The following is a 21219-nucleotide window of genomic DNA, read 5'->3' as shown; positions in this document are numbered from 1 at the left end:
TCACAGCCTTTTCATCTGATGTTGAGTCTTTGCAGAGGGTCACCGATGCCGGGATTGGCTTGTCCTGAATCGTCCAAATCTTCATCGATACAAGCGGTGTATAAAGTAAGTTCAGGTACTGCCCTTCCCAGAGTCCTTAAACCAGGACTTGCGCAAACCACTGTAATCACTCTCAGTTGATTCCCGTTGATATCTTGATTCTGGAGCTGTTGAACGAGATCCAAGGTGATTTCCCCATTGGTAATTTGATCGATAAACAACACCACGCCCGCGTTGGTTTCGATGTTTGTGGGAACGCCGTTTAAACATAGGGCTGCATCGGGTAGGACCTGTCGAGCGCCTTGCCACAGTTCCAAGCCCCCTGGCAGAACAGGGACTGCCAAAAGGGGCACTCTTGCTTCCACTACGAGCCCTTCGGTGTTGCCGTGGCTTGTGGGTACAATTTCGCGCCGATGGGGGAGCCAATCCCGCAGGGATTCGTAGGTCAACCAACGGCCGAGTTCTTGTATCGCAGTTGCATACAACGCTGGTGGTGTCTCCCGGTGTCGAAGCATGGTGAGCCAATGACCAATCAGGGGATGAGGTGGCACCACCACGCGGAGGCTCGTAGCCATAACGCAACGCTCTATTCGGAGCTGCAATAACGTAAACGGTCGAGTTACTTGTCTAGGTGCAATTTCTCTTTTATTTGGTCTCAATTTTCGCGGCTCTTCTGGTTGGTACCACAGCGCTTTTCTGGAGGATCGATGTAGTGCAAGCGATTACCGCTCCTGAACTGCGAGGTAGCAGTGCTTACCAAGGAATCACAGCCGATATGCACGGAATGGATCTCAAGGAACAAGAATTCTTGAAAGCGAATCTGCGAGAAGTGAATCTCAGTGGGGCGGATCTTCGCGGTGCTGTGATTAATACCACTCAACTTCAGGGTGCTGATTTGCGTAATGCGGATCTTTCAGACGTTGTGGGGTTTGCAAGTCGTTTTGATGGCGCAGATCTCCGTGGAGCCATACTGAAGAATGCTATGCTAATGCAGAGCCGTTTCACGAACGCTCGTATAGAGGGTGCTGACTTCACCGACGCAGTTCTCGATTTGCCTCAGCAAAGGGCGCTTTGTGGTAGCGCTGACGGTGTCAACCCTCGCAGTGGCGTATCGACACGTGAAAGTCTCGGGTGTCGTCCTTAAAACAGTCCTCATATGGCAAAACGACTTCCTGTAACTATCATCACAGGGTTTCTCGGCGCCGGTAAGACGACTGTTATCCGTCGCTTACTTGTTAATGGTGGCCGACGTCTTGCAGTAGTCATTAACGAGTTTGGAAGCATTGGTCTTGATGGAGCGTTGATTCGCAGTTGCGGCTTTTGCTCGGAAGAAGAAGTGGAAAATCGGTTAGTTGAGCTCAATAACGGTTGCCTCTGCTGCACAGTGCAGGATGATTTCCTGCCAACCATGAAGAAGCTGTTGAAGCGATCTGATCAATTAGACGGCATCGTTATCGAAACCAGTGGTTTGGCTCTGCCTCGTCCCCTGCTTCAAGCTTTGGATTGGCCAGAGATTAGAAGCGAGGTACATATCAACGGTGTGGTGACGCTGGTAGATGGCGAAGCTCTTGCCGCTGGCAGCCCAGTGGCAGACCCTGAGGCGCTTGAGAGACAACGGCTAGAGGATCCCAGCCTCGATCACATTAATGCGATCGATGAATTATTCAAGAACCAATTACAGGCTGCTGACCTGGTGCTTATCAGTCGAGCTGACACCCTATCGGTGAGTCAACTTGATGAAGTCAAAGTATCACTTCTGCCTGGCGTTCGCGACGGTACGGCGCTCTTGGCGGTTGCGAACGGTTCATTGGATGCAACGGTAATCCTTGGCCTTGAGCACCAGACACCAGTTCATGCTCAAGATGACCATGAACATCATCATAGTCATGTAGCAGTAATTGAAAGTAACGTTCGTTTAGAAGGTGACTTGGATCGAAGCGTATTGGAAGCACTGCTCCCAAAGTTGGTGCGAGATCACCAGGTGATCCGCCTTAAAGGACGCGTTTGGCTTACTGGTAAGGCTCTTCCACTACAGCTCCAAATGGTCGGCCCTCGCTTAAACAGTTGGTTTGAAGCAGCGCCGCATAGCCTATGGCAACCGGTGTCTGGCGCTGGTGTTGATTTAGTGGTCCTTGCTTTAACTGATTCTGCAGCCTTCGCTATTGAGTCAGGGCTTCAAAGACTACTCAACGCTACGCCAAAAACAACAAAGACTGCTGCTGCGACTCCGCGCCATTGAACCATTTCTCCCTCCATCCTACTAATTAGCAAGGCCATCACAGGAGCAGTGCTCATTAAAGTAACGCCTTCACCAACAGGTAATGTTTGAAAAACAACCTGCTGAAGAACAATGCCGATGTTAGTGCCGATTACAGTAGCTAACAGTATTTTGGGAATTATCCGAGGTGGTAATGCTTCAGGGTATAGACGTCCACGCAATACTGGCAATAGACCTAACCATCCACCCAGCAAGCGAACTGCCGCCGACTGAAACGGTGTAAAATTACTGACTATTAGTGCTTGCCGCGCCATAAAGGCTCCTATCAATCCGCACAGTACCGCCAATATCGAAAACGTAAGTCCTAATCTTCTGCCACGCCCACTTTTCGACACATCGCTTTGACTAGCAACTAATACTACGGAGCAACTTACTAAAATGGCCCCCAACCAAGATGTGGGCTGAAGTGTATCCCCCATTAGTAGAAAACCACCCAGATTGGCTAATACGGGCTCACTTGCTTCCACGGTCAGCACACGTTGTGTCCCCAGTCGCCTTAGTCCTCCAAGATGAAAGCTATCGCCAACACCGATTCCAATCAACCCGCTGAATAATAACATCAACACAGATCCAAATTGATTAGTCCATGGGAGAGTAATCAGTAGGGGCAGAAAGAGGAGAGTTGCTAGTCCGTTTTTTAGACCATTCAGTTCAACGGCTGTGCCAAATAGCGATAAGGATCGCCACATACTACTGGCTCCCGTCCACGCCATGGCTGCCCCAAGGGCAGCAACAAGTCCTGAAATCACGGCTCAACTCCTAGTTGATCAGTTGGATTTAGTTTTTTTCTTTTGCCTTAAGCATAAATAGCGACAACAACCGCGCTAAATGTGCGCTTCAAAGGATTATGTTAACGATATCTTCACTCAAAAGCAAAAGCTAATGAGTTTTATTGCTATTTGCTAGCTATCACTGAGGCGAGATCAAATGTCTTCTGTATGAGACAGTACTAGTAGACTGCTATTCCAACAGTTTAATTAATGATAATAATCGAGACTGATAATAAAAGAATGAAAACAAAAGAAAATAAGAAGATTATTTATCTATTCTGGACAACTAAATTAGCTAGCTTAGATGTCTGTTTAACGAAGAAGCTAAACAAGGTCTAAGCGAAGAAATTAACATACTTTGTAAGCTTTATCGGTGTTGAGATAGCTGCTATATTTATTGTGATTGTTTCTAGTTTTTGCAAACTGTTGTGGTCATTCAATATAATAACGAGTTATGATCAACATAATAGAAATTAATATTTATAATAAGTAAGCTATTAAAGCTTTAATCATCAGCAATCTGCTTATTTATTTTTATAAAAACTACTTATTAAATTAGGGATTTAACTTCCTGAATTAAAACTTAAAGTAAAATTACTTATCATATCATTACTAAAAAAATCAGAAATAAACGATCGCGAATTTAAGTATCTGTTATCTAGAGTAGAATAAACAGCTAATTCATCATAAATATGAGCATAAGATTTAAACCATGTCTAGAATCAATAACATGACCATGCCACCATGTGGCTGCCAAATCTTAAAGAAGAAATTATTTGACATCGTTATATAATTGTTACATAACAATTGCAATATGCTCTTTATGACGTTTTTAGTGTCTGTTAATTATTTTGATAAATCATTAACATTTTTGGTTTAGGCAACACAGTAAAAATTTTTAAGTAGAATTACAATTTTTACATCAAACTTTAGAAGCTAGGCAGCGTTGCAGATTAATGAAACAGTCGCTCTAATGCCCAAAACAATTCTAATCAGTGGTTCTAACCGCGGAATTGGTCAATCCATTGCCAAACAACTGCTTGCCGATGGATATCAACTAAGCCTTGGCGTTCGCGATTTATATCAGTCGAAAGAGAGCTCCTTCGATTGTAGTCAGGTGCTTTACCATCGCTATGATGCCTTGGATCCAACAAGTGCACTAGCCTGGGTTAATGCTACAGTTAAGCAGTGGGGTGGGATTGATGGTTTAATTCACTGCGCCGGTATTCTTCGATCCACGCCTCTTCTTTTTGCCGATGGTGAGGAACTTGATTTAAATACTTTGTGGAATGTAAATTTAATGGGTCCTTGGTGGCTCACCAGAGCTGCTTGGAAGCCTTTATGCTCTTCTGGCCAGGGTCGTATTCAAGTTTTTGTTTCCATGAGTGGAAAGCGTGTTAAGGGACGCATGACTGGATATTCTGTCAGTAAATTCGCTTTAATGGCGCTTTGCCAAAGTATGCGTAATGAAGGTTGGGAAAGAGGCATTCGTGTTACTGCACTATGTCCAAGTTGGGTAAATACCGATATGGCTAATGGACAGAGCCATATCTCTCGAGATGCGATGACACAGCCAGACGATTTAGCAATGCTTAGCAGCAATCTATTAACACTTCCCAATACAGCTGTGCCTTTTGAGTTGGCTTTAAATTGTTCATTAGAAATCTGATTTTTCTTTCACCTACTTTGAATTATTTAGAGCACTGCTCTAAATTTATTTTGCTATGAATCATGCTTTTTAGGCAGTAAATAATGAGATTATTATAGTTAATTTCGAAAATTATGTACGGAAAACTAATCTAACAGTTCAGCCTATTCATAAGTTAATGTTAGTATGATTAACTTTTTAGTTTTGGTATAACTGATTAATAAGTGGACTTATATTAGAATACTTTATTAACTATGAAATGACTAGTTTCAGGCTTTTAATAATAAGATTTTTAATGTTCTTAAAGACTTTTCTTGCCCACTACTAGACAACACTTTTATTTAGATAGTTTCAATAATAAACTATTTCTTGCTAATTTTTATTATATAAATAAGCACATATACTAATAATTTGTTTAATCTGCTATTTATATAATAAAATCTACTAGTAAAATATTTATAGGATTAAAATAATATAATCCTGAACTTTATATTGCTATTAAAAGTCTAGTCATTAATAAGTCAATTACTATTTAAATTTTTTACATTATTTATATCATTTAAGAATTTGTCTTCTAGATTAAGCATTAAATTAAAAGAATTTAACTATACAAAAAGTAACATTTTAGTTTGATAGTTTATATAGTATAATAAATTCTATAAAATTGCATTTGACCAGAAATCTAAACATTTTTGTGCATACTTAGACATCTGACTCAGTTTTAGTCTGATTGATTATTATAGCATAAATTATCTCAATTTTTATAAGTTTGTTAGTTTAAATTACATATTAATATTTTTTCATAAGACTATTTCTTTCAAATATTACATACTTTTAATATATCAAATGATTCAAATAATTGTCTTAAATAATAAGCGTGCGTAAATACTTTGCCTTTGATAAGAAAATAAAGATTATTGCTGATTATTAGTTTAGCTAAATCTAAGATAAATAATAACAATTAAATTTAATTAAGTATTGTATTTAATTAATAATGCATGATTTTTATTTCGATACATAACTATCATGTACATACCTAGTATCATTTTTAATAATTAAGAATATTTTATTAAGTTAGTTACAGCATGTATCATTACTATTTGTAGGATTTTATTTATTAGTTCAATAATAAGAATTATAATTTGTCGGCAGTAAAGTATTAATATAGGCTGTATAATAATCATAATTTAAAGAATAAGTTTATTGCTCGTAACTATCTGACTAACAATCTAAGATACTAGAGGACTAAATTCATAAACTTTTTATTTTTAAACTAGACTAATTATACAGTAAAATATAAAAGTTAATTTTATAGATAGTTAATTTAGCCACAACAAATTCATTGAATCTTTGATTCAAGGCTAGTTATTAAAGTACTTACAAAAATTAGTGGCAATCTTTTAAATTTTTTATAAATGTTTCTCTAATATTAAATGGTAACCCTTCTGAGTAATAATTTTATAGCAGTAAAAACTGCAGTATTATTTTATTCAGATGTCAAATTTAAATCAATTCTTCAAAGATAATCAAGCAAAATATTTTAGTTATAATTCGCTATTAGTGATTTTTGAGCTTAGATAATATAAGCACACAAAATAAATTAAAAATTACTACTAACTAATCTATTAAACCAAAGTTAATCAATTAATATTAAGTTACTTATTAACCATTGTATACTAAATACTATTATGAATAGTAGGTAATTTAATAACAAAATATTAGTTAATTGCTTTATTATATCTGTTTATGGAATATTTTATTCTATTTATTCTATCTATTAAGATAAGGTATGTCAAAGATTTTAAGTTGCTTGACTCACTCAACAATTTTTATTATAAAATTATGCAATCTTTGCATGACTTAATTTTTCAATTAAAACTATTAAATCCCTAGATTATATCTTTTTAAATCATATCTATCTGGTGAATAATTTTCTAACGCTTAAAAATTTAATATTTATTTAATTAATATATGTGCTTGGCTTTTGGTTACATAAATCTTTTTAAAAAATTATCATTTTATTTTCAAACAATTTTTTCAATAGAGGCTAAGCTGAGAAAATAAAATATCAACAGCCATCTCCATGACACAAAAACTAAGGTATAAGTTAAAATCATATGGTTAAAATTTTTTTACTCAACGGCAAACCGATTCGTCTCACAGTGCCTAGTGATCATGCCGTCGCTGTACGAATTGCTCGGCATATGCAGCGGCGTATCGTTGAAAATGATTGGAAACCATATCTCTCACAAAGCGATGCTTTAAGGGCTTGGTCAAAACTAGGTGGGATTAGACTTGATGTTCTTCGAGCACTTGGTTTAATCTAATTTGTGCTACAAGTGAAAAGAGTTTTCCTGGTTAATGTGATTTGGCCCCATATAGGAAAAGATTCTTAACTATCAATTATAAAAATTTAACCTAAATGTATTTGAATTCGTCATATAGATGATCTTTAAATTTAGCCCCGCAGTTTTGATCAGGTTCCTTTTGACTGCATAAAAATTATTTCTCTTGGTTTTATAGTCTTGTAAGCTCGAAGTAATTTATGTCTGGACATTAATCATCTTAAACTATTAGAGCTGCAACGATAAAATCTAAATTACTATATATTAGTGGTAACTACTATCTAAATTTGTGTGTACGAAATTGATAATTATCATATTTTACTTACATAAACTACTAAAATAATATATGCTAAACCAAAATTTGTGTAGACACTTATTAAGCATAAAATAAATACTGCAGTTTTTAACTGCTGTTAGCGACTCTGTGTTTGCTCAAGAGTGATTGATAATTTAACTGATTTTTTGCTATGAAAACTCTAAGGGAAATTATCTTAGCACCATAGTTATTTTAGTTGTCATTATCATTAACCTATCTCTCAGATCTACCATAAAAATAGTGTTCAATACGGGGGCAAGAAAGCCGCTTGACTCATCAGAAATAAGTAGAATAACTTAATCGATAGTCGTGATTAACGGGGATACTATTTACAAGATACTTAAGGCAGAGTTAGCTTTATATCTGAGTTAACCACACTGATGTTACACTGTCCCTTAATCACCTTAGATTTTAGCAAACTAGCTGTGTATAGCTTGAACAAGAATTTTTGTAATGTTAACAATCTTACATCCTTGTAAATAGGCTATTACCCCGAACTATTTCTTGCTTTGTGTGTGCAGTAGGAATCAAGTAATTTTTAGAGGTTCTTCGGGTTTTACAATACCTTCAGAAGCTTGAAACGTTAGCAATTAGTTAAAGCAAGATGCAATAATACTTAGTTTTTTAATATTAATTATTAGTGATGATTTTTTTGGGCCAAAAGAATATTTACTTGTAAAACATGTAAAAGCTAGCTCCGAAGGTCATGGTAATTTGCATTGTATAGACAAATAAAATCTTATATAAACTGTACAGTTTCTTGATTTTAGAGATAAAAGTATTGATTGTATATGCTCTCTACGAAATTATATTGCTTGATAATTTTTTCAAAACTATAAAAAAATAATGAGTAAAAATTCTTGATTTAAGCAAAGATTTATCAGATATTTAGCAGGTTCAACCCTACATTTTTTGATCAATTAAATATAACTATTTTGAAGGCTATTTCAGTAAAATTTTTAGCTAGGCTTAAATAAGCCAATAATAACTGCATCTTAGTAAGATCGTTGAGAACTGTACAGATTTGACGACTAATTTTATTAAATTTTAATTAAGATATTTTGAGTAATAAAGATTAAGTATTAAATTTTTTGGTTTTAAATACTCAGGTCTCTTAAATTAATTTAACCTCGTCTAAGTTAAAAACTTTTGAATAATAAGATAAAAATTTAACTTTAATATGTCAATACTTAAACTTTTTCCTCGTTGATACACTATCTTGACTTATTAGGGTGCATATACTATACGAGCGATTCGAACTATTTACTGATTAAAAACTGCAAAGAATTTAAGTTATTGAGTTACTTAATCAATAAAATATTTATCTAAATCCCGACACAAACTAAAAAATATTGCTTCTGCATACTAGAAAATACGTTTTATGAGCATCTCAAATATTTATTTTGTTAATACGTTTGATATGCGAGTATTATAATTATTTCATAATCTGTGATTATTTTAACGCTCCGAGTTCTTAGATAGTCTTCTCACTTAGCAAGTCTTTATATACTAAGTGAGTTATCTTTATTATCTTAACTGAAGTTTGACATTATTACGATCAATTTTTGCTATTTTCCCAAAGAAAGCTTATTCTGCTGTCAGATACATTGAATATTTTCAAGTGAGCTCAGCCATATTGACCAATTGTCGTCTGATCCAGCAACGACACGATAAAAACTCAGAAATTTCTAGGTCTTAATACTATATTATTAGACTTAATACCATATTATTAGAGCGGAGAGGGTCGGATTCGAACCGACGGTGCCCTTGCAGACACGCTGATTTTCAAGACCAGAGCCATAAACCACTCGACCACCTCTCCAGGCCAGGGCATCTACCTACTTGATCAATAGGTATTCCCTAGTGTACCTAGTCGTCCATTGTGGCACAGACTTTGCATCTGTCAAGGGTCTTAGTAACTAAAGCAAAGGAAAGCTACAAGGTAGTTTGTTCAAGCAATTCTATTGCAAGCATTTCCAAATTTAGAAGCGCTTTTCAAGTCGCTACTAAGCTGAATTAATCTAAAAAAATACAATACCCATTTCTTAGCTTTTATTTTCTTAAGCATTCTTGCCCCGTCTCTCTACGCACTTCGAGGTTAGAGCAAAAGACTACCAAGTGAAGATAGAGCATTAACGTTATTTAGATTTGCAGAAACCAAAACTCTTTAAAACAAGAGATATAATACATCAATCATACCTGCCTTATATACAAGATTTACTTCTTGTACTATTCGATTTTTGGCTGTGGCTTTTAAGCCTAAATTAGCTGTTACAAGATGATTACCTAATCAGAAAGTATAAAGCCTTATGCTAATTATATTAGTGAACGTAAATAGATTTGTCAAGTTTATCTAGAACCTATTAGTTTTTGTCGATAGACATTAGGATTTCTCTTGCATTCACGATGCTAATAGCATATATTATTAACATCTAAGCTGTCTACTATATTTAAAATATCTAGAGTAATGTATTAAGTCCGTATTTAAAAATCAAAGAATTTTACTAGTAATTATTTTTTTGCTTTCATTCCTCATGCTAGTTTTGATTAGTTTTAATAATTATCGTGATCTTATCTCCTAGATTATAGAAATAATGTTTCAAAAATAAACAAACGTTTCCTTGTTAAGGACATTCATAAAGCATATAGCAATTTATTAATTACTTAAAAAGTTTGATACCTTTGTGCTGTAACTTATTTTCACTAAAAATAATTTCTCTTTCTTTGATTAGTATCTAAACTATATCAAGTTATTATAAACATTTAAGCTTCTCTGCTAAGTTTTAACAATTTTTGATTAAGACTTATACATAAAAATATTTTGTTAGTTCGGTCATTAATCTACCTTTTTAGAAACAAGAATGATATATAGTCTAGATATGTATTGCTTTGAAATAAAATAGTATTCCAGAACAAACTATTTTTGACTTATCTTAAGTTCTTAAAAACAGGTTTATCTCCTTGTTAATCCTAATTATATAATTAGGATTAATGCTTTCTTGAATTTTTGATGGCTTTAATCATAAAACTTAGGCTCACCTAACGACCGGGTTTCGAGATTGGAAATAGACACTTATCCGAATCGCAACTAGCTGGACCGGCCCCCATGAGGTCGCCCTGATCGTAACGCTGTAACGCTTCAAAGAAGTCGTTGCTAACCCGTCGTTGGATCACGTCGGATTGCAGCCGCTTGTAAGTTGTTGCATCAATTGGTTCGAAAGGAAGGCGGGGGAAAGTAGCGTTGCTAGTATCAAAGCGCGCAAGGAGTGCAACAGAGACATACCCCTCACCTTCATTTATCGATCTGTATAATGCTTCGGTAACTGGCTCGATTTCGTCCGAGCGAAGTTCGATCGTAGCTGAAGTGTTATGGGCAGTGTAATGTTTCTGAACTTGCATGTAGAAGCTAAATTGCGCTAATGCTGAAAAACTATTGATATTAATGGCGTCGGCGCCGGGAAGATTTGCCCAGCTCACTTCAGTAGGGATTTCAACTAGCCATTCGGTACAACGTGAATCAAATGGATCGTTCAATAGGCGCCCTGCTTCATCTTTGTCGGATTGGGATGGAACCACGGTGTAACCGTAATCAACGCAAGCCATAGCGACAGGATCGTTCTTTTTGAATGTGATACGACGTATAAAACGCTGTGATTGAGGGGGGTGCCAACCGGGAGCTGCTCCTGTGAGGAGGCTTTTAGTGCCAGCTGGTTGAACTGTGGTGCAGCGATTTGGGCGGCGCAAACCCTCACGATCGCAATATTCCCAAACAGTTTCATTAACGATTTGCTTCCAATAGCTTAGGTATCTGGCCTCTTTAGTTTTAAAAGTAAATCCCTGTTTATTGTCAGGACGACCAGCTTCCCACCAAGTGAGCCATTCGGTACCAAACGCATGAACAAAGAAATCGAATAAACCGGTGAAGCTCACACCAACAATGGGATCCCATTCACGGCTTTGGCGATACCGCTTTACTTCAAAGCGATGATTCAACAGGCAAGCAACAGAAAGAGCTCCGGCCCGGAAAGCATCAGCTTGTCCTTGGTTATCATCAGGATCAATCCGGTTGAGGTGGACTTCCGCTAGGTTGCAGTGAAAATCAGCTCCGATAATCTCGCCGCAAGGATTCAAACCATAACGACTGAGGCGATGTTCCAGCTCGGCGTCGCTGATGCTACCATAGTTAGACCTAAGCCAAAGACCAGCTTCTTCACGTCCCTGATCGCAATACACCTCGACAAATTCGCGATGCAACTCAGGGGTCCGAAGTAAATCGGCGTTGGAACGCGCGATCGCCTCGGGCGCGAATTGAATGGCTCCTTCACCAGACATGAACTGCTTTGTGACTGCAGCATGAACCATCTCTTTGCTGGGACGGCTGTGATACACGCGAGTGTGATTAGCCATCCGAAGTGCATCCCGCTCAGGATCGATTCGCCAATCGCCGTTAGAATCCTGCTGCCAGAGGTTATCCTTCGCTGATGCAGCTGTGTGATCGTCATCAGCGAACTGCCGCATGCCCGCGCTGCGACGGATATTACCAGCCACGATTGTAACGGCAGCCTCATCAATCAGCAGACAACATTCTACTGAAGTGAGTCGACGTCCAATTGCCCCGTTAAGGAGTCTGGTAACGCGGCCATAAAGATCCTTCAATTTGACAGGGTTAGCCATACCACCAAAGCCCTTCAGCGCTTCACCAGCAGGGCGAACATCATTCAGATCAATTTCAATTTCAATGATTCCTTTCTCGAAACGAGGGTCACTGCTCAGTTCAAGTAAAAGCTGATAACTATCGACCCAACCGCGTCGAGTATCACCAACCTTGATTTTGACGTTGTTACCTTTGATGTTGTGGCTACAGGCCTCCTGCCGTGAGCCGGGGGGGGTGATTCCGATATCGCTGACGGAGAGAATTGTAAGAGTGTTCCGAATAATGGGTAATTGATTAATGAACCGCGGTTCAATAACGGCACCCGTACCGCAGCCCATCATAGCAAGGTCCATCATGAGACCGAATGCTTTCCAATCCACAAGCTTGGTTGAGGTGCAATTGTAAGATCCGGAAAAGTTCTCAGGCCGTTCGATCCAAGGCGTGCCTCCAATCCACAGCCACCGGCCAGATGGAAGGGCTTTCTTTTCGGCCTGCATTCGTGCCATCAGGACGATCTCGGCCTCTGTAAGATTCCCCAGCTTGTGAAGACCATGAAGGTTTCTTAAGCTGACTTGGCCCCAGCTTTCCCGTCCTTCAGGAGTGCATCGACTGTAAGTTCGATAAAAAACCGGATTTGCAGCTGGAGCTGTAGTGGGAAACTCGTCAAGGCCAAGGCAGTGTTCTACATCGGGCTCCACGCGGTTCGGCGTCAGTGTCACGTGCAATAAGAGTACAAGTATTGCAAAAACACTAACCCCACGCGTGGTGGGCATAAGTTCCTTCTACCACCATCAGTAGTGTCTAGCTCAAACTATCCTCCAATTTGGCAGCAACAGATACAGCGCATTCCTGAGCCAGAGTTAATGACAACTACAGAACAGGTGGAAGCTTATGCGGCCGCCGATTTCAGCAGCGGAGATGTCAAGGTGCTGGTCTGGATCGAACAATTGTTAGCTAAAACGGGTCCACTACCAAAACACCCTTCTGTGGTAGATCTGGGATGTGGACCTGGCAATATCACATTCCGTCTAGCTGAATTGTTGCCGAGTGCAAAGCTAATCGGAATCGATGGTTCAGATCCAATGCTGGCCATAGCGCGACGACGTGCGGGCTCTCACCACCCATGTAATATACAGTTCCACTGTCTCTTGTTACAAGAAGCGATCTCTGTATTTGAGAACTCGGCAGATTTAATTGTCAGTAATAGTCTTCTACATCATTTGCAGGATCCAAGTTTGCTCTGGAAGGCAACCCGAGCTATTGGAAAATCTGGCTGCCGTGTGCTACACCGTGATTTGTGTCGACCTTCATCCTTGGCCGAAGTGCATTGCTTGCAACAACGGCAACTTCCAAATGCTCCATCAGTGCTAGTTCAAGACTTCACAGCCTCTCTTATCGCTGCTTACACTCCTGAAGAAGTGACCCATCAGCTTCGCAAGGCTGAAATGAAATACTTAGTGGCCACGCCAGAGGAAGATCGTTATCTAGTGGTGTCAGGCTTAGTAAATTGACGAGAGCAGATGAGTAGCAGCCCAGACCCTCTGGATATTGATCTAGTTCAGCACTTGGCCAAGGCGGTTGATCGGCGTCGCAATTTCGCCATTATTTCCCACCCGGATGCTGGTAAAACCACCCTCACCGAAAAATTGTTGCTTTACGGGGGCGCGATACAACAGGCTGGAGCTGTGAAGGTAAGGGGTGAACAACGAAAAGTGACATCCGATTGGATGGAACTCGAAAAGCAACGCGGCATTTCCATTACTTCGACTGTACTCCAGTTCGACTACGGCGAGATCACGATCAATCTTCTTGATACGCCTGGACACCAGGATTTCTCAGAAGATACCTATCGCACCTTGGCAGCTACCGACAACGCTGTGATGTTGGAGGACGCTGTTAAAGGACTTGAGCCGCAGACCCGCAAATTATTCGAAGTCTGCCGCATGAGAAAAATCCCGATTTTCACGTTCATTAACAAGATGGATCGCCCAGGACGCGAACCGCTCGACCTGTTGGACGAAATCGAATCTGAGCTTGGACTTATACCTTGGGCTGTGAACTGGCCCATCGGTAGCGGCGATCAATTTCGCGGTGTGATTGATCGCCGTAGCCGTGAAGTGATTCTCTTTAATAGAGCAGTAAGAGGCCAACAAGCCAAGGAACGAAAGTTGTCGTTGAACAGCCCGATTCTTCGGGATTTGGTGGAGGAAGATTTGCTTGACCTGGCGGTTGAGGAGACTGAGCTACTGGAAACAGCTGGGGCTGATCTTGATTTAGAGGCGGTGCATTCAGGTGAGTTGACACCTGTGTTCTTTGGATCAGCAATGACAAATTTTGGAGTCCGCACCTTTCTGGATACTTTTCTTGAATTAGCCCAACGTCCGACTGCCCGGTTAAGTAGTGACGGGATCATCGATCCGCTTCGTGAAGATTTCAGCGGGTTTGTATTCAAATTGCAGGCAAACATGGATCCTCGTCATCGAGATCGTGTGGCATTCGTACGTATTTGTAGTGGCCGTTTCGAAAGAGATATGACAGTGAAACACGCACGCAGTGGTAGAACAATTCGCCTGTCTCGCCCCCAGAAATTATTTGGTCAAGATCGTGCGGTTGTTGAAGATGCTTATCCTGGAGATGTGATTGGTTTGAACAATCCGGGAATGTTCGCCATTGGTGACACGTTGTACGTGGGGTCAAAAGTGGAGTTTGAAGGGATTCCGTGTTTTAGTCCTGAAATCTTCAGCTGGTTGCGCAATCCAAATCCCTCAGCATTCAAAAATTTTCGCAAAGGGGTCAATGAATTAAGAGAAGAAGGTGCGGTTCAGGTTCTTTACGACACTAACGAGAGCAAACGTGACCCGATCCTTGCTGCGGTGGGACAACTTCAACTTGAGGTGGTTCAACATCGTTTGGAAAACGAGTACGGCGTTAAAACTTGTTTAGAACCACTTGGTTTTCAGGTTGCTCGTTGGGTTACAGACGGTTGGCCCGAGCTAAAAAAGCTAGGTCGGATTTTCAATTGCAAAACTGTTCGAGATGCCTGGAATCGGCCGGTTTTGTTGTTTAAAAATGAGTGGAATCTCAATCAACTCAGTCAAGATCATCCTGAGTTTCGATTAAGTAACGTAGCTCCCGTAGTCAGTGGGGCAGAACCCATTGGTCTTTGACTTTGGGAGCCGATAATCAGCTTGGTTACTAAATTTGTTGGGTTTTTGCTACGTTCCTCGCAAGCATTCATCCACGGCGAGGGTTCTTCGTCACCAGAATGGACACTGTTTAAGTGATCCTAATTGGATACCCTCTGGTTATTACGACGCAGCAACGATGGTGGAACGGACTACGTGATCTTCCGCGGTGTTGATGAACCTGTTGAGGTGCTGGAAGGATATCATCTACCTCCTCAGATGCCTTTTATAAAGCGGCGTCTGTGGCTCAACCGGGCCGAGGCTCAAACCCGTAGACATCGATTAGAGCGCAGCGAGGGGTACCATCACGGCACTCCCCTATTCTAAGCAAGCCTCGATATTCTGTGTCAGTAGTGAACCAATTTTAGGTCATGGCAGCGGTGAGCGAATCAAATGCTGATTTTGGTTCAGATGATCCATATATCCATCTTGGATTAGGTCGAGAGGCGAGTTTTGAGCAAGTTCAGTCAGCTCGCGATCGCTGTATGGCCGCAGTCGAAGGCGATGAAAAAGCCTGTGCTCGGATCGAAGCTGCTTACGACGCTGTTTTGATGGTTCGTTTACGCGATCGACAGCAGGGACGAATCAGCGCAGCGGCAGCAACAGCATCGCAACGCGAAGGAGGCTTGGGTTCGGCTTCCGTATCTGGCTCATCATTCCCCGGCACTAGCGTCCTGCAAAATCTGCGAACAAATCTTTCAGATCCAAGTCAATCTTTAGCTTCTCTGACACCTCAATGGTCTTTGGTTGAGGGTCCGGGTCGTGTCGTTCGAATCATTGCAGGTTTTGTCGGCCTGGGCTTACTTGCTATTTCAGTAGCCAATGTTCAACTTGTTCTAGCTTTAGCAAGTATTGGTGCTTTTCTTAGCCAAGTCAGGAGAGGACGTCAGCCCCTAGCTTCTTTAGGTTGGACGCTCATAGCGCTTTTGATTGGGTTGGTAGTTGGATCATTGTTAACGATGGCCTTATCTCCTACAGCCCTCCAGCAGCTCTCCTTGAGACCTCCGCAAATTCAGGCTTTGCCTGCTGCTCTGTTGTTATGGCTTACTGCGCTGCTGCTTACTTAAACAGCAATAGGAAAATCTCTTATGAGATTCATCAACTCTTCACTATTAATTTCATAGCGGTTACTGCAGAAGTGACAAGTTATTTCAGCTTTTCCGTCTACTTTCAACATCTCCATCAGTTCTGCACGTCCTAAGAGTAGGAGAGCTGCTACGCTCCTTTGGCGGGTACAGCGGCATGTAAATCTAACCGTTTGGCTGATTTCAGCAACATTTGACAAAGGTTGAGGATCAAGATCTGGAAATATGTTAGTGATTAAGTCTTCAAGATTGTTGTTATAAGTAGCAAGCTTCTGGCTAAATTTATCTATTTCAAGACATCGTTGTTCGATAAGCTCCACCAAGGTTGGCTCTTCTGCCGCTTTGGGAAGGATCTGCACTAGTAACCCACCACTGCAATGTATTCCCTCGTTATTTAGTTGTTCTCCCACGAACACACCTGAAGGGCTTTGCTCGGAATGCAGAAGGTACGATGCTACATCTTCACCGATTCCGCCACCCACCAGTTCTACAGTGCTGGTGAAGGGTTCACCTTTACCATCGTCGCGCATAACGTGAAGATATCCCGTGCCTACAGCAGCTTTGAAGTCGAAACTATATTGGCCGGTCTTGTCCCGCACGGGATCTAGTTCAAGCGCTGGTTCCCCCACGTAGCCCCGAACAGTTCCATCGCGTCCGGCGTCCACCACCAAGCCTTTGATGGGACCATCTGACCCCAGCCGCAAGTTCACTCGACCATGGCGTGCTTTCATCGAACTGGCAAGCATTAAGCATGCACTCATTGCTCGCCCAAGCATCACAGTGGTTAGAAGGGACAAACCATGTCGTTGTTGTGCTTCTCGTAGGGCTTCTGTTGTTGAAACCGCGACAAGCCTGATGCCACCCCCGGCGGCTGTTGCCCTCACCAGCCGGTCGGCCATATCGAGTCTGATGCTCAAGGCAATGTAGTCATTTGAGTCAGCCGGCCGTCTTGCAATAGCAAACGACGTGATTCCCAGCAGTTGAACAGTTCGGGTTCATGTGTAACCACAATCAGCACCTGGTTTTGGGCCAAATCCGACAACAGATTTAATACATCTGTTCGGATGGACCAGTCTAGTCCTGCTGTCGGCTCGTCTAGTAAAAGGACTTCGGCTCCGCGAAGAAGTTGCACAGCTAGTGCCAGACGGCGTTGTTGTCCGCCACTCAGTAGTTCTGGTGCTGTGTTGCGTGGGATGTTTTGCAAACCGACGTTTTGAAGCACGCGATCCTCTCGCTCACTCTCCAAGCGCCGGTGACCCAGTCTAAGTTCTTGGCTAACGCTTAGTCCAAGGAAGTGGCGTTCCGGAAACTGAAACACCATGCCGCAAAGTTCACGACGCTGGCGTCGACTCATTGCATTTCCCTGCCAGAAAATCGACCCGGACTGTACTGATGACAATCCGCTGATGACCTCCAATAACGATGTTTTTCCTGAGCCACTGGATCCTGCAATCAACAGCGGACACCCTTTTTCTGCGTAAAAACTTGCACCGCGTAGTATCGGGGATGCAACCGTCGCTGGTGCGTAGGTGACCTCAGATAGTTCGAGCATTATGTCGGCTTGAATGATAACGAAATTGTGTTGGGTTCATGAACGTTCGTTTTCGCGAGATTGATCCCTTTAATTGCTGGCTTTGGCTTCGATTTACCGAGATTCTTAGCCAAGGCGAGCGCAATTATGTTGATGGTGTTTTCGATAGCTGGTACGTCATCGGTCGTCTCGGAGGATTCAATTCTGAAAACCTTCAGGTTCACGAGGAAGGAGCTGGTTTGAGTTGGATCAATTACAACAACGAGGAGGCGGAATCAGTGATGCCGGCTCTCATGCACAACATGGGCCAACTTGAATACCGACAGGAATGGGGGAGATGTTGGATTGATCTTGGCACAAGTGATGGTATGTCCATCGACGTTTTGATTAACACCTTGCGCCAACTTGATACCGATGTAGTTCGGATAGAAGAGTTAATCGTGGGTGGAGTGAATGAGGATTGGCCTGTAGAAAACCATCCCGATAGTATTTTCCCGACTAGTGGCTGAACTTAAACGACTTCTGATTTCCCCCACTCGTTTGATTGAAACAAGATTTTTGTTGCTTAATCGAGATGAGAGTCACTATCTCAAGAGGGTTTTGCGACTTCGTACAGGAGATTCCTTAGCAATTACCGATGGTTGTGGTCATTTGTGGGAGGGATCCCTTGTGAACAAGCAGCGGGTCATGATCCATACACAGTCATGTGAACACCAACACAATTTGAGACCAACCCTTGGCGTAGCGGTGTCCGTGATTCGCCATGGTTTTGATGATGTCGTGCGGATGACCTGCGAGTTGGGCATTGATGTCATCCAGCCACTTCAGTGCGAGCGTTCCGTTCCTCATGCTGAGTATCGTCCGGAACGTTGGGACAACATTCTTCGGGAAGCAGTGGAGCAGTGTGAGCGACTTTGGTGCCCAAAAATTGCACAGCTCTCTTCACTGGAAACTTGGCTTGCGAAGACTACAGGTCAAATAGCAGTAGGCGTGACTCGCTCGCACGACGTTTTGGCCTTAGGAGATTGGTTAGTCCGTGAAGCCGATCCATTTCAAACCATATGGTTGATCTTGGGTCCAGAAGGGGGATGGACTGAGGCTGAACAGGAAAGTTTTACTGTTCATTCCGCATCCTTGGTTCATCTTGGTCCCTTTATTTTGCGAAGCTCGACGGCTGCCATAGCAGGCGCCGTCGAGCTTGTTCGTTGGAGAGAGCTGCAAATCAACTCTTAAATAAATCTGCCGCGATAGTACGAAAGTTCTTGATTGCAGCGCCGGGACGACGTTTACCTTGACGTAGTCCATTTCCCGGAAATAGATTATTTGGCGCATAGGTGGTATAAACTACCTCCGGACGCGCCGCCTCTGCTGCTGCAAGTTCGGCAGCTACAACCTCAGCGGTAGTAAGCGTACGCATAACGTCATTGGCTGGAGCTTCTGGGCTCGGGGCTACTTGTGCCGTAGCTCTGGTATCTAAGATAGGTTCTGTCGGCGGGTCCTGATCAGAACGAGCCACCTTCAACGTGGGTGCCGGTGATGAAATTTCCTGAATGGTTTCTGTATCAGCATCATCAACCTGCCGTTCCAGGAGGTCAATCTTGGCCGGTACAGCACTGTCATCGAGAGTTAGAAAAAAGTTCTTGTCGCTGTTGAATACCATCCGGTCAACCGATAGTAGAAAATCTACGTTGATTCTCTCCCTGTAGCAGTTGTTCTCAGAAGATACCTAGAACACTTCAACAAGCGTGATGCCCTGGATTTGGATACAAGCTCTTTTGGTAAACGTAGTCCTGATCAGTCTAGCGCGGCGCATACCTCTGTTAACACCGAAGGGTTGGGTTCATGCCGCAGTCCTTGGAACGATGTTGTGGGGTTGTCTTGGTTGGCGCGGTTGGTTGGCTGTGGTTATTTATCTAGCGTTGGGCAGCTTGGCGACACACATCGGCTTAAAGAACAAGCAACAACGTGGACTAGCAGAAGCCCGTGGCGGACGCCGCGGGCCCGAAAATGTATGGGGTTCTGCGGCGGTGGGAGCAGCTTTAGGCCTATGGATTGCTGCTTTGCCGCCGGACGCGGCAGATCTACAGATACTTTTAATGATTGGTTTTTCTGCCAGTCTTGCCGCAAAGCTTGCCGACACCTTCGGCAGCGAAATCGGTAAGCGATGGGGTAGTACCACAGTGTTAATCACTTCGCTACGGCCAGTCACCCCTGGGACCGAGGGTGCCATCAGTCTTCAAGGAACACTTGCCAGTGTGGTTGGCAGTATTGTGATGACAATGGTGCTGTGGGCTCTCCAGTTAATCCCGAGTTTGGGTGCTGCGGGTTTAGTGATGATGGTGGGCTTGCTGGCTACCCTCGCTGAAAGTTTGTTGGGAGCGATTGTTCAAAATCGCGTGGGTTGGCTTAGTAATGAGCTGGTCAATGCCTTGCAAACGCTCTTAGCGGCTACAACGGCTATTATTTTGGCTGGCTGACGCACCTCTCATAATTAGCAGGCGCAGATTTTTAATCAGCGAGCACGCCACGTTAACGGTTGGTGAAGTTGCCGTCTTAGCTCCAGTCTAAGGTGTTTTTTAGGGCAACCAAAGGCTACTTTTGGGTGCATTTGACCAATGATCAAGCTCTATTTAGTTTCTTACTTGCCCAAACTTTCACGACCGTAGATTAGCTACCTTAGCAGCCAGGCTCTATGTACTGATTAGGTATTTGCATGTTTAAGGCATGAAAACCTGCCCATTGCAGAAGCGGATTCCAGCGTCGTACCGCGTGATAAATCCAGGTATGACCATTAGCATTCAAGTGAATGCCATCGGCTTCCATCCACCGCAACCATTCCTGCTCAGCTTGCATTGCCTCATGTATGGCCAAAAACGGCACGTCGGCTTCCTGGCAGCGTTCCGCTAAAGCTGCTTCTGTGGCGTGTATCTGCGCGTTGCTGTACCATAGACAGTCGGCGAAAGGCATGACGTGCTCATCAACAGCAGTGATCCCCAAAACGAAAACACTGGTTACCGAGGTCATCTCTGCCAGTAGTTGACCAATCCCAAAAGCAAAGGCTTCTACATCTAGTTGAGGACGACCATCGATGCGGCCGACACGGGCCGTATCGTTGAGCCCAACGCTTAGCAATAATCCATCTGGTTGTTGACGTCGTAGTTCGCCACGACAGTTCCATTCTTGACGCCAGCGGGTAGCGACCCGCTCAAGCCCATCTCCACGAACCCCGAGCGGATAAATAACGGGTGCCAATGGAAGCTGCATCCACTCCATACGCAAGCGTTGGCACCAACCACCACAGTCTCTATCACCCCAGCCAAGAACACCGCTATCCCCTAGGACGACTAACTGTCTTGGTCCCATGAGCC

Annotated in this window: 18 protein-coding genes and 1 tRNA gene; 11 read left to right on the top strand and 8 right to left on the bottom strand. The window is 42.5% G+C overall.

Translation table 11 applies throughout. From position 1 onward, the window contains the following. Positions 1 to 11: 11 nt before the first annotated feature. Positions 12 to 614, bottom strand: a complete 603-nt coding sequence (locus ABWV55_RS06330; RefSeq protein WP_353291293.1) for a uracil phosphoribosyltransferase — start codon at positions 612 to 614, stop codon at positions 12 to 14. Between the two features lie 83 nt (positions 615 to 697). On the opposite strand from ABWV55_RS06330, the gene ABWV55_RS06325 reads away from it, so the two are divergent. Together ABWV55_RS06325 and ABWV55_RS06320 are read left to right on the top strand one after the other, a co-directional pair. Continuing rightward, on the top strand, positions 698 to 1183 hold the full coding sequence (locus ABWV55_RS06325; protein ID WP_353292635.1) for a pentapeptide repeat-containing protein: 486 nt from the start codon (positions 698 to 700) through the stop codon (positions 1181 to 1183). Positions 1184 to 1195: 12 nt separating this feature from the next. Further along, the gene (locus ABWV55_RS06320) at positions 1196 to 2278 is read left to right on the top strand and encodes a GTP-binding protein (RefSeq protein WP_353291292.1); all 1083 of its coding nucleotides are present in this window, start codon (positions 1196 to 1198) and stop codon (positions 2276 to 2278) included. Here ABWV55_RS06320 and ABWV55_RS06315 read toward each other — a convergent pair. Next, entirely contained in the window at positions 2215 to 3066 is an 852-nt protein-coding gene (locus ABWV55_RS06315; RefSeq protein ID WP_353291291.1) for an EamA family transporter, read from the bottom strand. The two genes, ABWV55_RS06320 and ABWV55_RS06315, sit on opposite strands and share 64 nt — an antisense overlap. A gap of 994 nt (positions 3067 to 4060) precedes the next feature. Here ABWV55_RS06315 and ABWV55_RS06310 point away from each other — a divergent pair. Continuing rightward, positions 4061 to 4756 carry an SDR family NAD(P)-dependent oxidoreductase gene (locus tag ABWV55_RS06310; RefSeq protein WP_353291290.1) on the top strand — a complete coding sequence of 232 codons (696 nt, stop codon included), beginning with the start codon at positions 4061 to 4063 and terminating at the stop codon, positions 4754 to 4756. A 2096-nt stretch (positions 4757 to 6852) separates the two neighbouring features. Then, positions 6853 to 7062, top strand: coding sequence for a hypothetical protein (locus ABWV55_RS06305; protein ID WP_353291289.1), 210 nt, complete (start codon positions 6853 to 6855; stop codon positions 7060 to 7062). A 2069-nt stretch (positions 7063 to 9131) separates the two neighbouring features. Here ABWV55_RS06305 and ABWV55_RS06300 read toward each other — a convergent pair. Both ABWV55_RS06300 and nrdJ read right to left on the bottom strand, forming a co-directional pair. Then, positions 9132 to 9218, bottom strand: a tRNA-Ser gene (locus ABWV55_RS06300). A gap of 1217 nt (positions 9219 to 10435) precedes the next feature. Further along, the gene (nrdJ, locus tag ABWV55_RS06295; RefSeq protein WP_353291288.1) at positions 10436 to 12823 is read right to left on the bottom strand and encodes a ribonucleoside-triphosphate reductase, adenosylcobalamin-dependent; all 2388 of its coding nucleotides are present in this window, start codon (positions 12821 to 12823) and stop codon (positions 10436 to 10438) included. Between the two features lie 24 nt (positions 12824 to 12847). Between nrdJ and ABWV55_RS06290 the strand changes: the two genes are divergently transcribed. From ABWV55_RS06290 to ABWV55_RS06275, 4 genes are all read left to right on the top strand, one after another. After that, a complete protein-coding gene (locus tag ABWV55_RS06290; RefSeq protein WP_353291287.1) occupies positions 12848 to 13561 on the top strand; it encodes a class I SAM-dependent methyltransferase in 714 nt (237 codons plus the stop codon). A 9-nt stretch (positions 13562 to 13570) separates the two neighbouring features. After that, positions 13571 to 15217: a peptide chain release factor 3 gene (locus ABWV55_RS06285; RefSeq protein ID WP_353291286.1), complete on the top strand. Its 1647-nt coding sequence runs from the start codon at positions 13571 to 13573 to the stop codon at positions 15215 to 15217. 123 nt (positions 15218 to 15340) lie between these two features. Then, on the top strand, positions 15341 to 15562 hold the full coding sequence (locus ABWV55_RS06280; RefSeq protein WP_353291285.1) for a hypothetical protein: 222 nt from the start codon (positions 15341 to 15343) through the stop codon (positions 15560 to 15562). Positions 15563 to 15606: 44 nt separating this feature from the next. Next, complete coding sequence (locus tag ABWV55_RS06275) at positions 15607 to 16302, top strand: CPP1-like family protein (RefSeq protein WP_353291284.1); 696 nt, start codon at positions 15607 to 15609, stop codon at positions 16300 to 16302. On the opposite strand, the gene hslO is transcribed toward ABWV55_RS06275, so the two are convergent. Then, complete coding sequence (gene hslO / locus ABWV55_RS06270; protein WP_353291283.1) at positions 16299 to 17219, bottom strand: Hsp33 family molecular chaperone HslO; 921 nt, start codon at positions 17217 to 17219, stop codon at positions 16299 to 16301. The genes ABWV55_RS06275 and hslO overlap by 4 nt on opposite strands. A 14-nt stretch (positions 17220 to 17233) precedes the next feature. Continuing rightward, entirely contained in the window at positions 17234 to 17872 is a 639-nt protein-coding gene (locus ABWV55_RS06265; protein ID WP_353291282.1) for an ABC transporter ATP-binding protein, read from the bottom strand. A 38-nt stretch (positions 17873 to 17910) separates the two neighbouring features. Here ABWV55_RS06265 and ABWV55_RS06260 point away from each other — a divergent pair, with 38 nt between their 5' ends. Next, a complete protein-coding gene (locus ABWV55_RS06260) occupies positions 17911 to 18360 on the top strand; it encodes a DUF3531 family protein (protein ID WP_353291281.1) in 450 nt (149 codons plus the stop codon). Then, positions 18353 to 19084 carry a 16S rRNA (uracil(1498)-N(3))-methyltransferase gene (locus tag ABWV55_RS06255; protein WP_353291280.1) on the top strand — a complete coding sequence of 244 codons (732 nt, stop codon included), beginning with the start codon at positions 18353 to 18355 and terminating at the stop codon, positions 19082 to 19084. The genes ABWV55_RS06260 and ABWV55_RS06255 overlap by 8 nt, the downstream gene beginning before the upstream one ends. Here ABWV55_RS06255 and ABWV55_RS06250 read toward each other — a convergent pair. After that, positions 19074 to 19511, bottom strand: coding sequence for a hypothetical protein (locus tag ABWV55_RS06250; RefSeq protein ID WP_353291279.1), 438 nt, complete (start codon positions 19509 to 19511; stop codon positions 19074 to 19076). The genes ABWV55_RS06255 and ABWV55_RS06250 overlap by 11 nt on opposite strands. A gap of 88 nt (positions 19512 to 19599) precedes the next feature. On the opposite strand from ABWV55_RS06250, the gene ABWV55_RS06245 reads away from it, so the two are divergent. Further along, the gene (locus tag ABWV55_RS06245) at positions 19600 to 20328 is read left to right on the top strand and encodes a DUF92 domain-containing protein (protein WP_353291278.1); all 729 of its coding nucleotides are present in this window, start codon (positions 19600 to 19602) and stop codon (positions 20326 to 20328) included. Positions 20329 to 20527: 199 nt separating this feature from the next. Here the strand turns inward: ABWV55_RS06245 and ABWV55_RS06240 are convergent, their stop codons facing one another. Continuing rightward, positions 20528 to 21214 (bottom strand): GDSL-type esterase/lipase family protein, encoded by a 687-nt coding sequence (locus tag ABWV55_RS06240; RefSeq protein ID WP_353291277.1) that lies wholly within the window; start codon positions 21212 to 21214, stop codon positions 20528 to 20530. Between the last annotated feature and the right edge of the window lie 5 nt (positions 21215 to 21219).

Source organism: Synechococcus sp. M16CYN (assembly GCF_040371545.1).
GTDB lineage: Bacteria > Cyanobacteriota > Cyanobacteriia > PCC-6307 > Cyanobiaceae > Parasynechococcus.
Note: the sequence above shows the minus strand (reverse complement) of the source record. Positions and strands in the feature narration are given on the sequence as shown.

Bases quoted from the DNA above. Each gene is read 5' to 3' on its own strand.
- ABWV55_RS06330 (WP_353291293.1), bottom strand. From the start codon at position 614: ATGGCTACGAGCCTCCGCGTGGTGGTGCCACCTCATCCCCTGATTGGT.
- ABWV55_RS06320 (WP_353291292.1), top strand. From the start codon at position 1,196: ATGGCAAAACGACTTCCTGTAACTATCATCACAGGGTTTCTCGGCGCC.
- ABWV55_RS06310 (WP_353291290.1), top strand. From the start codon at position 4,061: ATGCCCAAAACAATTCTAATCAGTGGTTCTAACCGCGGAATTGGTCAA.
- ABWV55_RS06305 (WP_353291289.1), top strand. From the start codon at position 6,853: ATGGTTAAAATTTTTTTACTCAACGGCAAACCGATTCGTCTCACAGTG.
- nrdJ (WP_353291288.1), bottom strand. From the start codon at position 12,823: ATGCCCACCACGCGTGGGGTTAGTGTTTTTGCAATACTTGTACTCTTA.
- ABWV55_RS06285 (WP_353291286.1), top strand. From the start codon at position 13,571: ATGAGTAGCAGCCCAGACCCTCTGGATATTGATCTAGTTCAGCACTTG.
- ABWV55_RS06275 (WP_353291284.1), top strand. From the start codon at position 15,607: ATGGCAGCGGTGAGCGAATCAAATGCTGATTTTGGTTCAGATGATCCA.
- hslO (WP_353291283.1), bottom strand. From the start codon at position 17,219: ATGGCCGACCGGCTGGTGAGGGCAACAGCCGCCGGGGGTGGCATCAGG.
- ABWV55_RS06265 (WP_353291282.1), bottom strand. From the start codon at position 17,872: ATGCTCGAACTATCTGAGGTCACCTACGCACCAGCGACGGTTGCATCC.
- ABWV55_RS06260 (WP_353291281.1), top strand. From the start codon at position 17,911: ATGAACGTTCGTTTTCGCGAGATTGATCCCTTTAATTGCTGGCTTTGG.
- ABWV55_RS06250 (WP_353291279.1), bottom strand. From the start codon at position 19,511: ATGGTATTCAACAGCGACAAGAACTTTTTTCTAACTCTCGATGACAGT.
- ABWV55_RS06245 (WP_353291278.1), top strand. From the start codon at position 19,600: ATGCCCTGGATTTGGATACAAGCTCTTTTGGTAAACGTAGTCCTGATC.
- ABWV55_RS06240 (WP_353291277.1), bottom strand. From the start codon at position 21,214: ATGGGACCAAGACAGTTAGTCGTCCTAGGGGATAGCGGTGTTCTTGGC.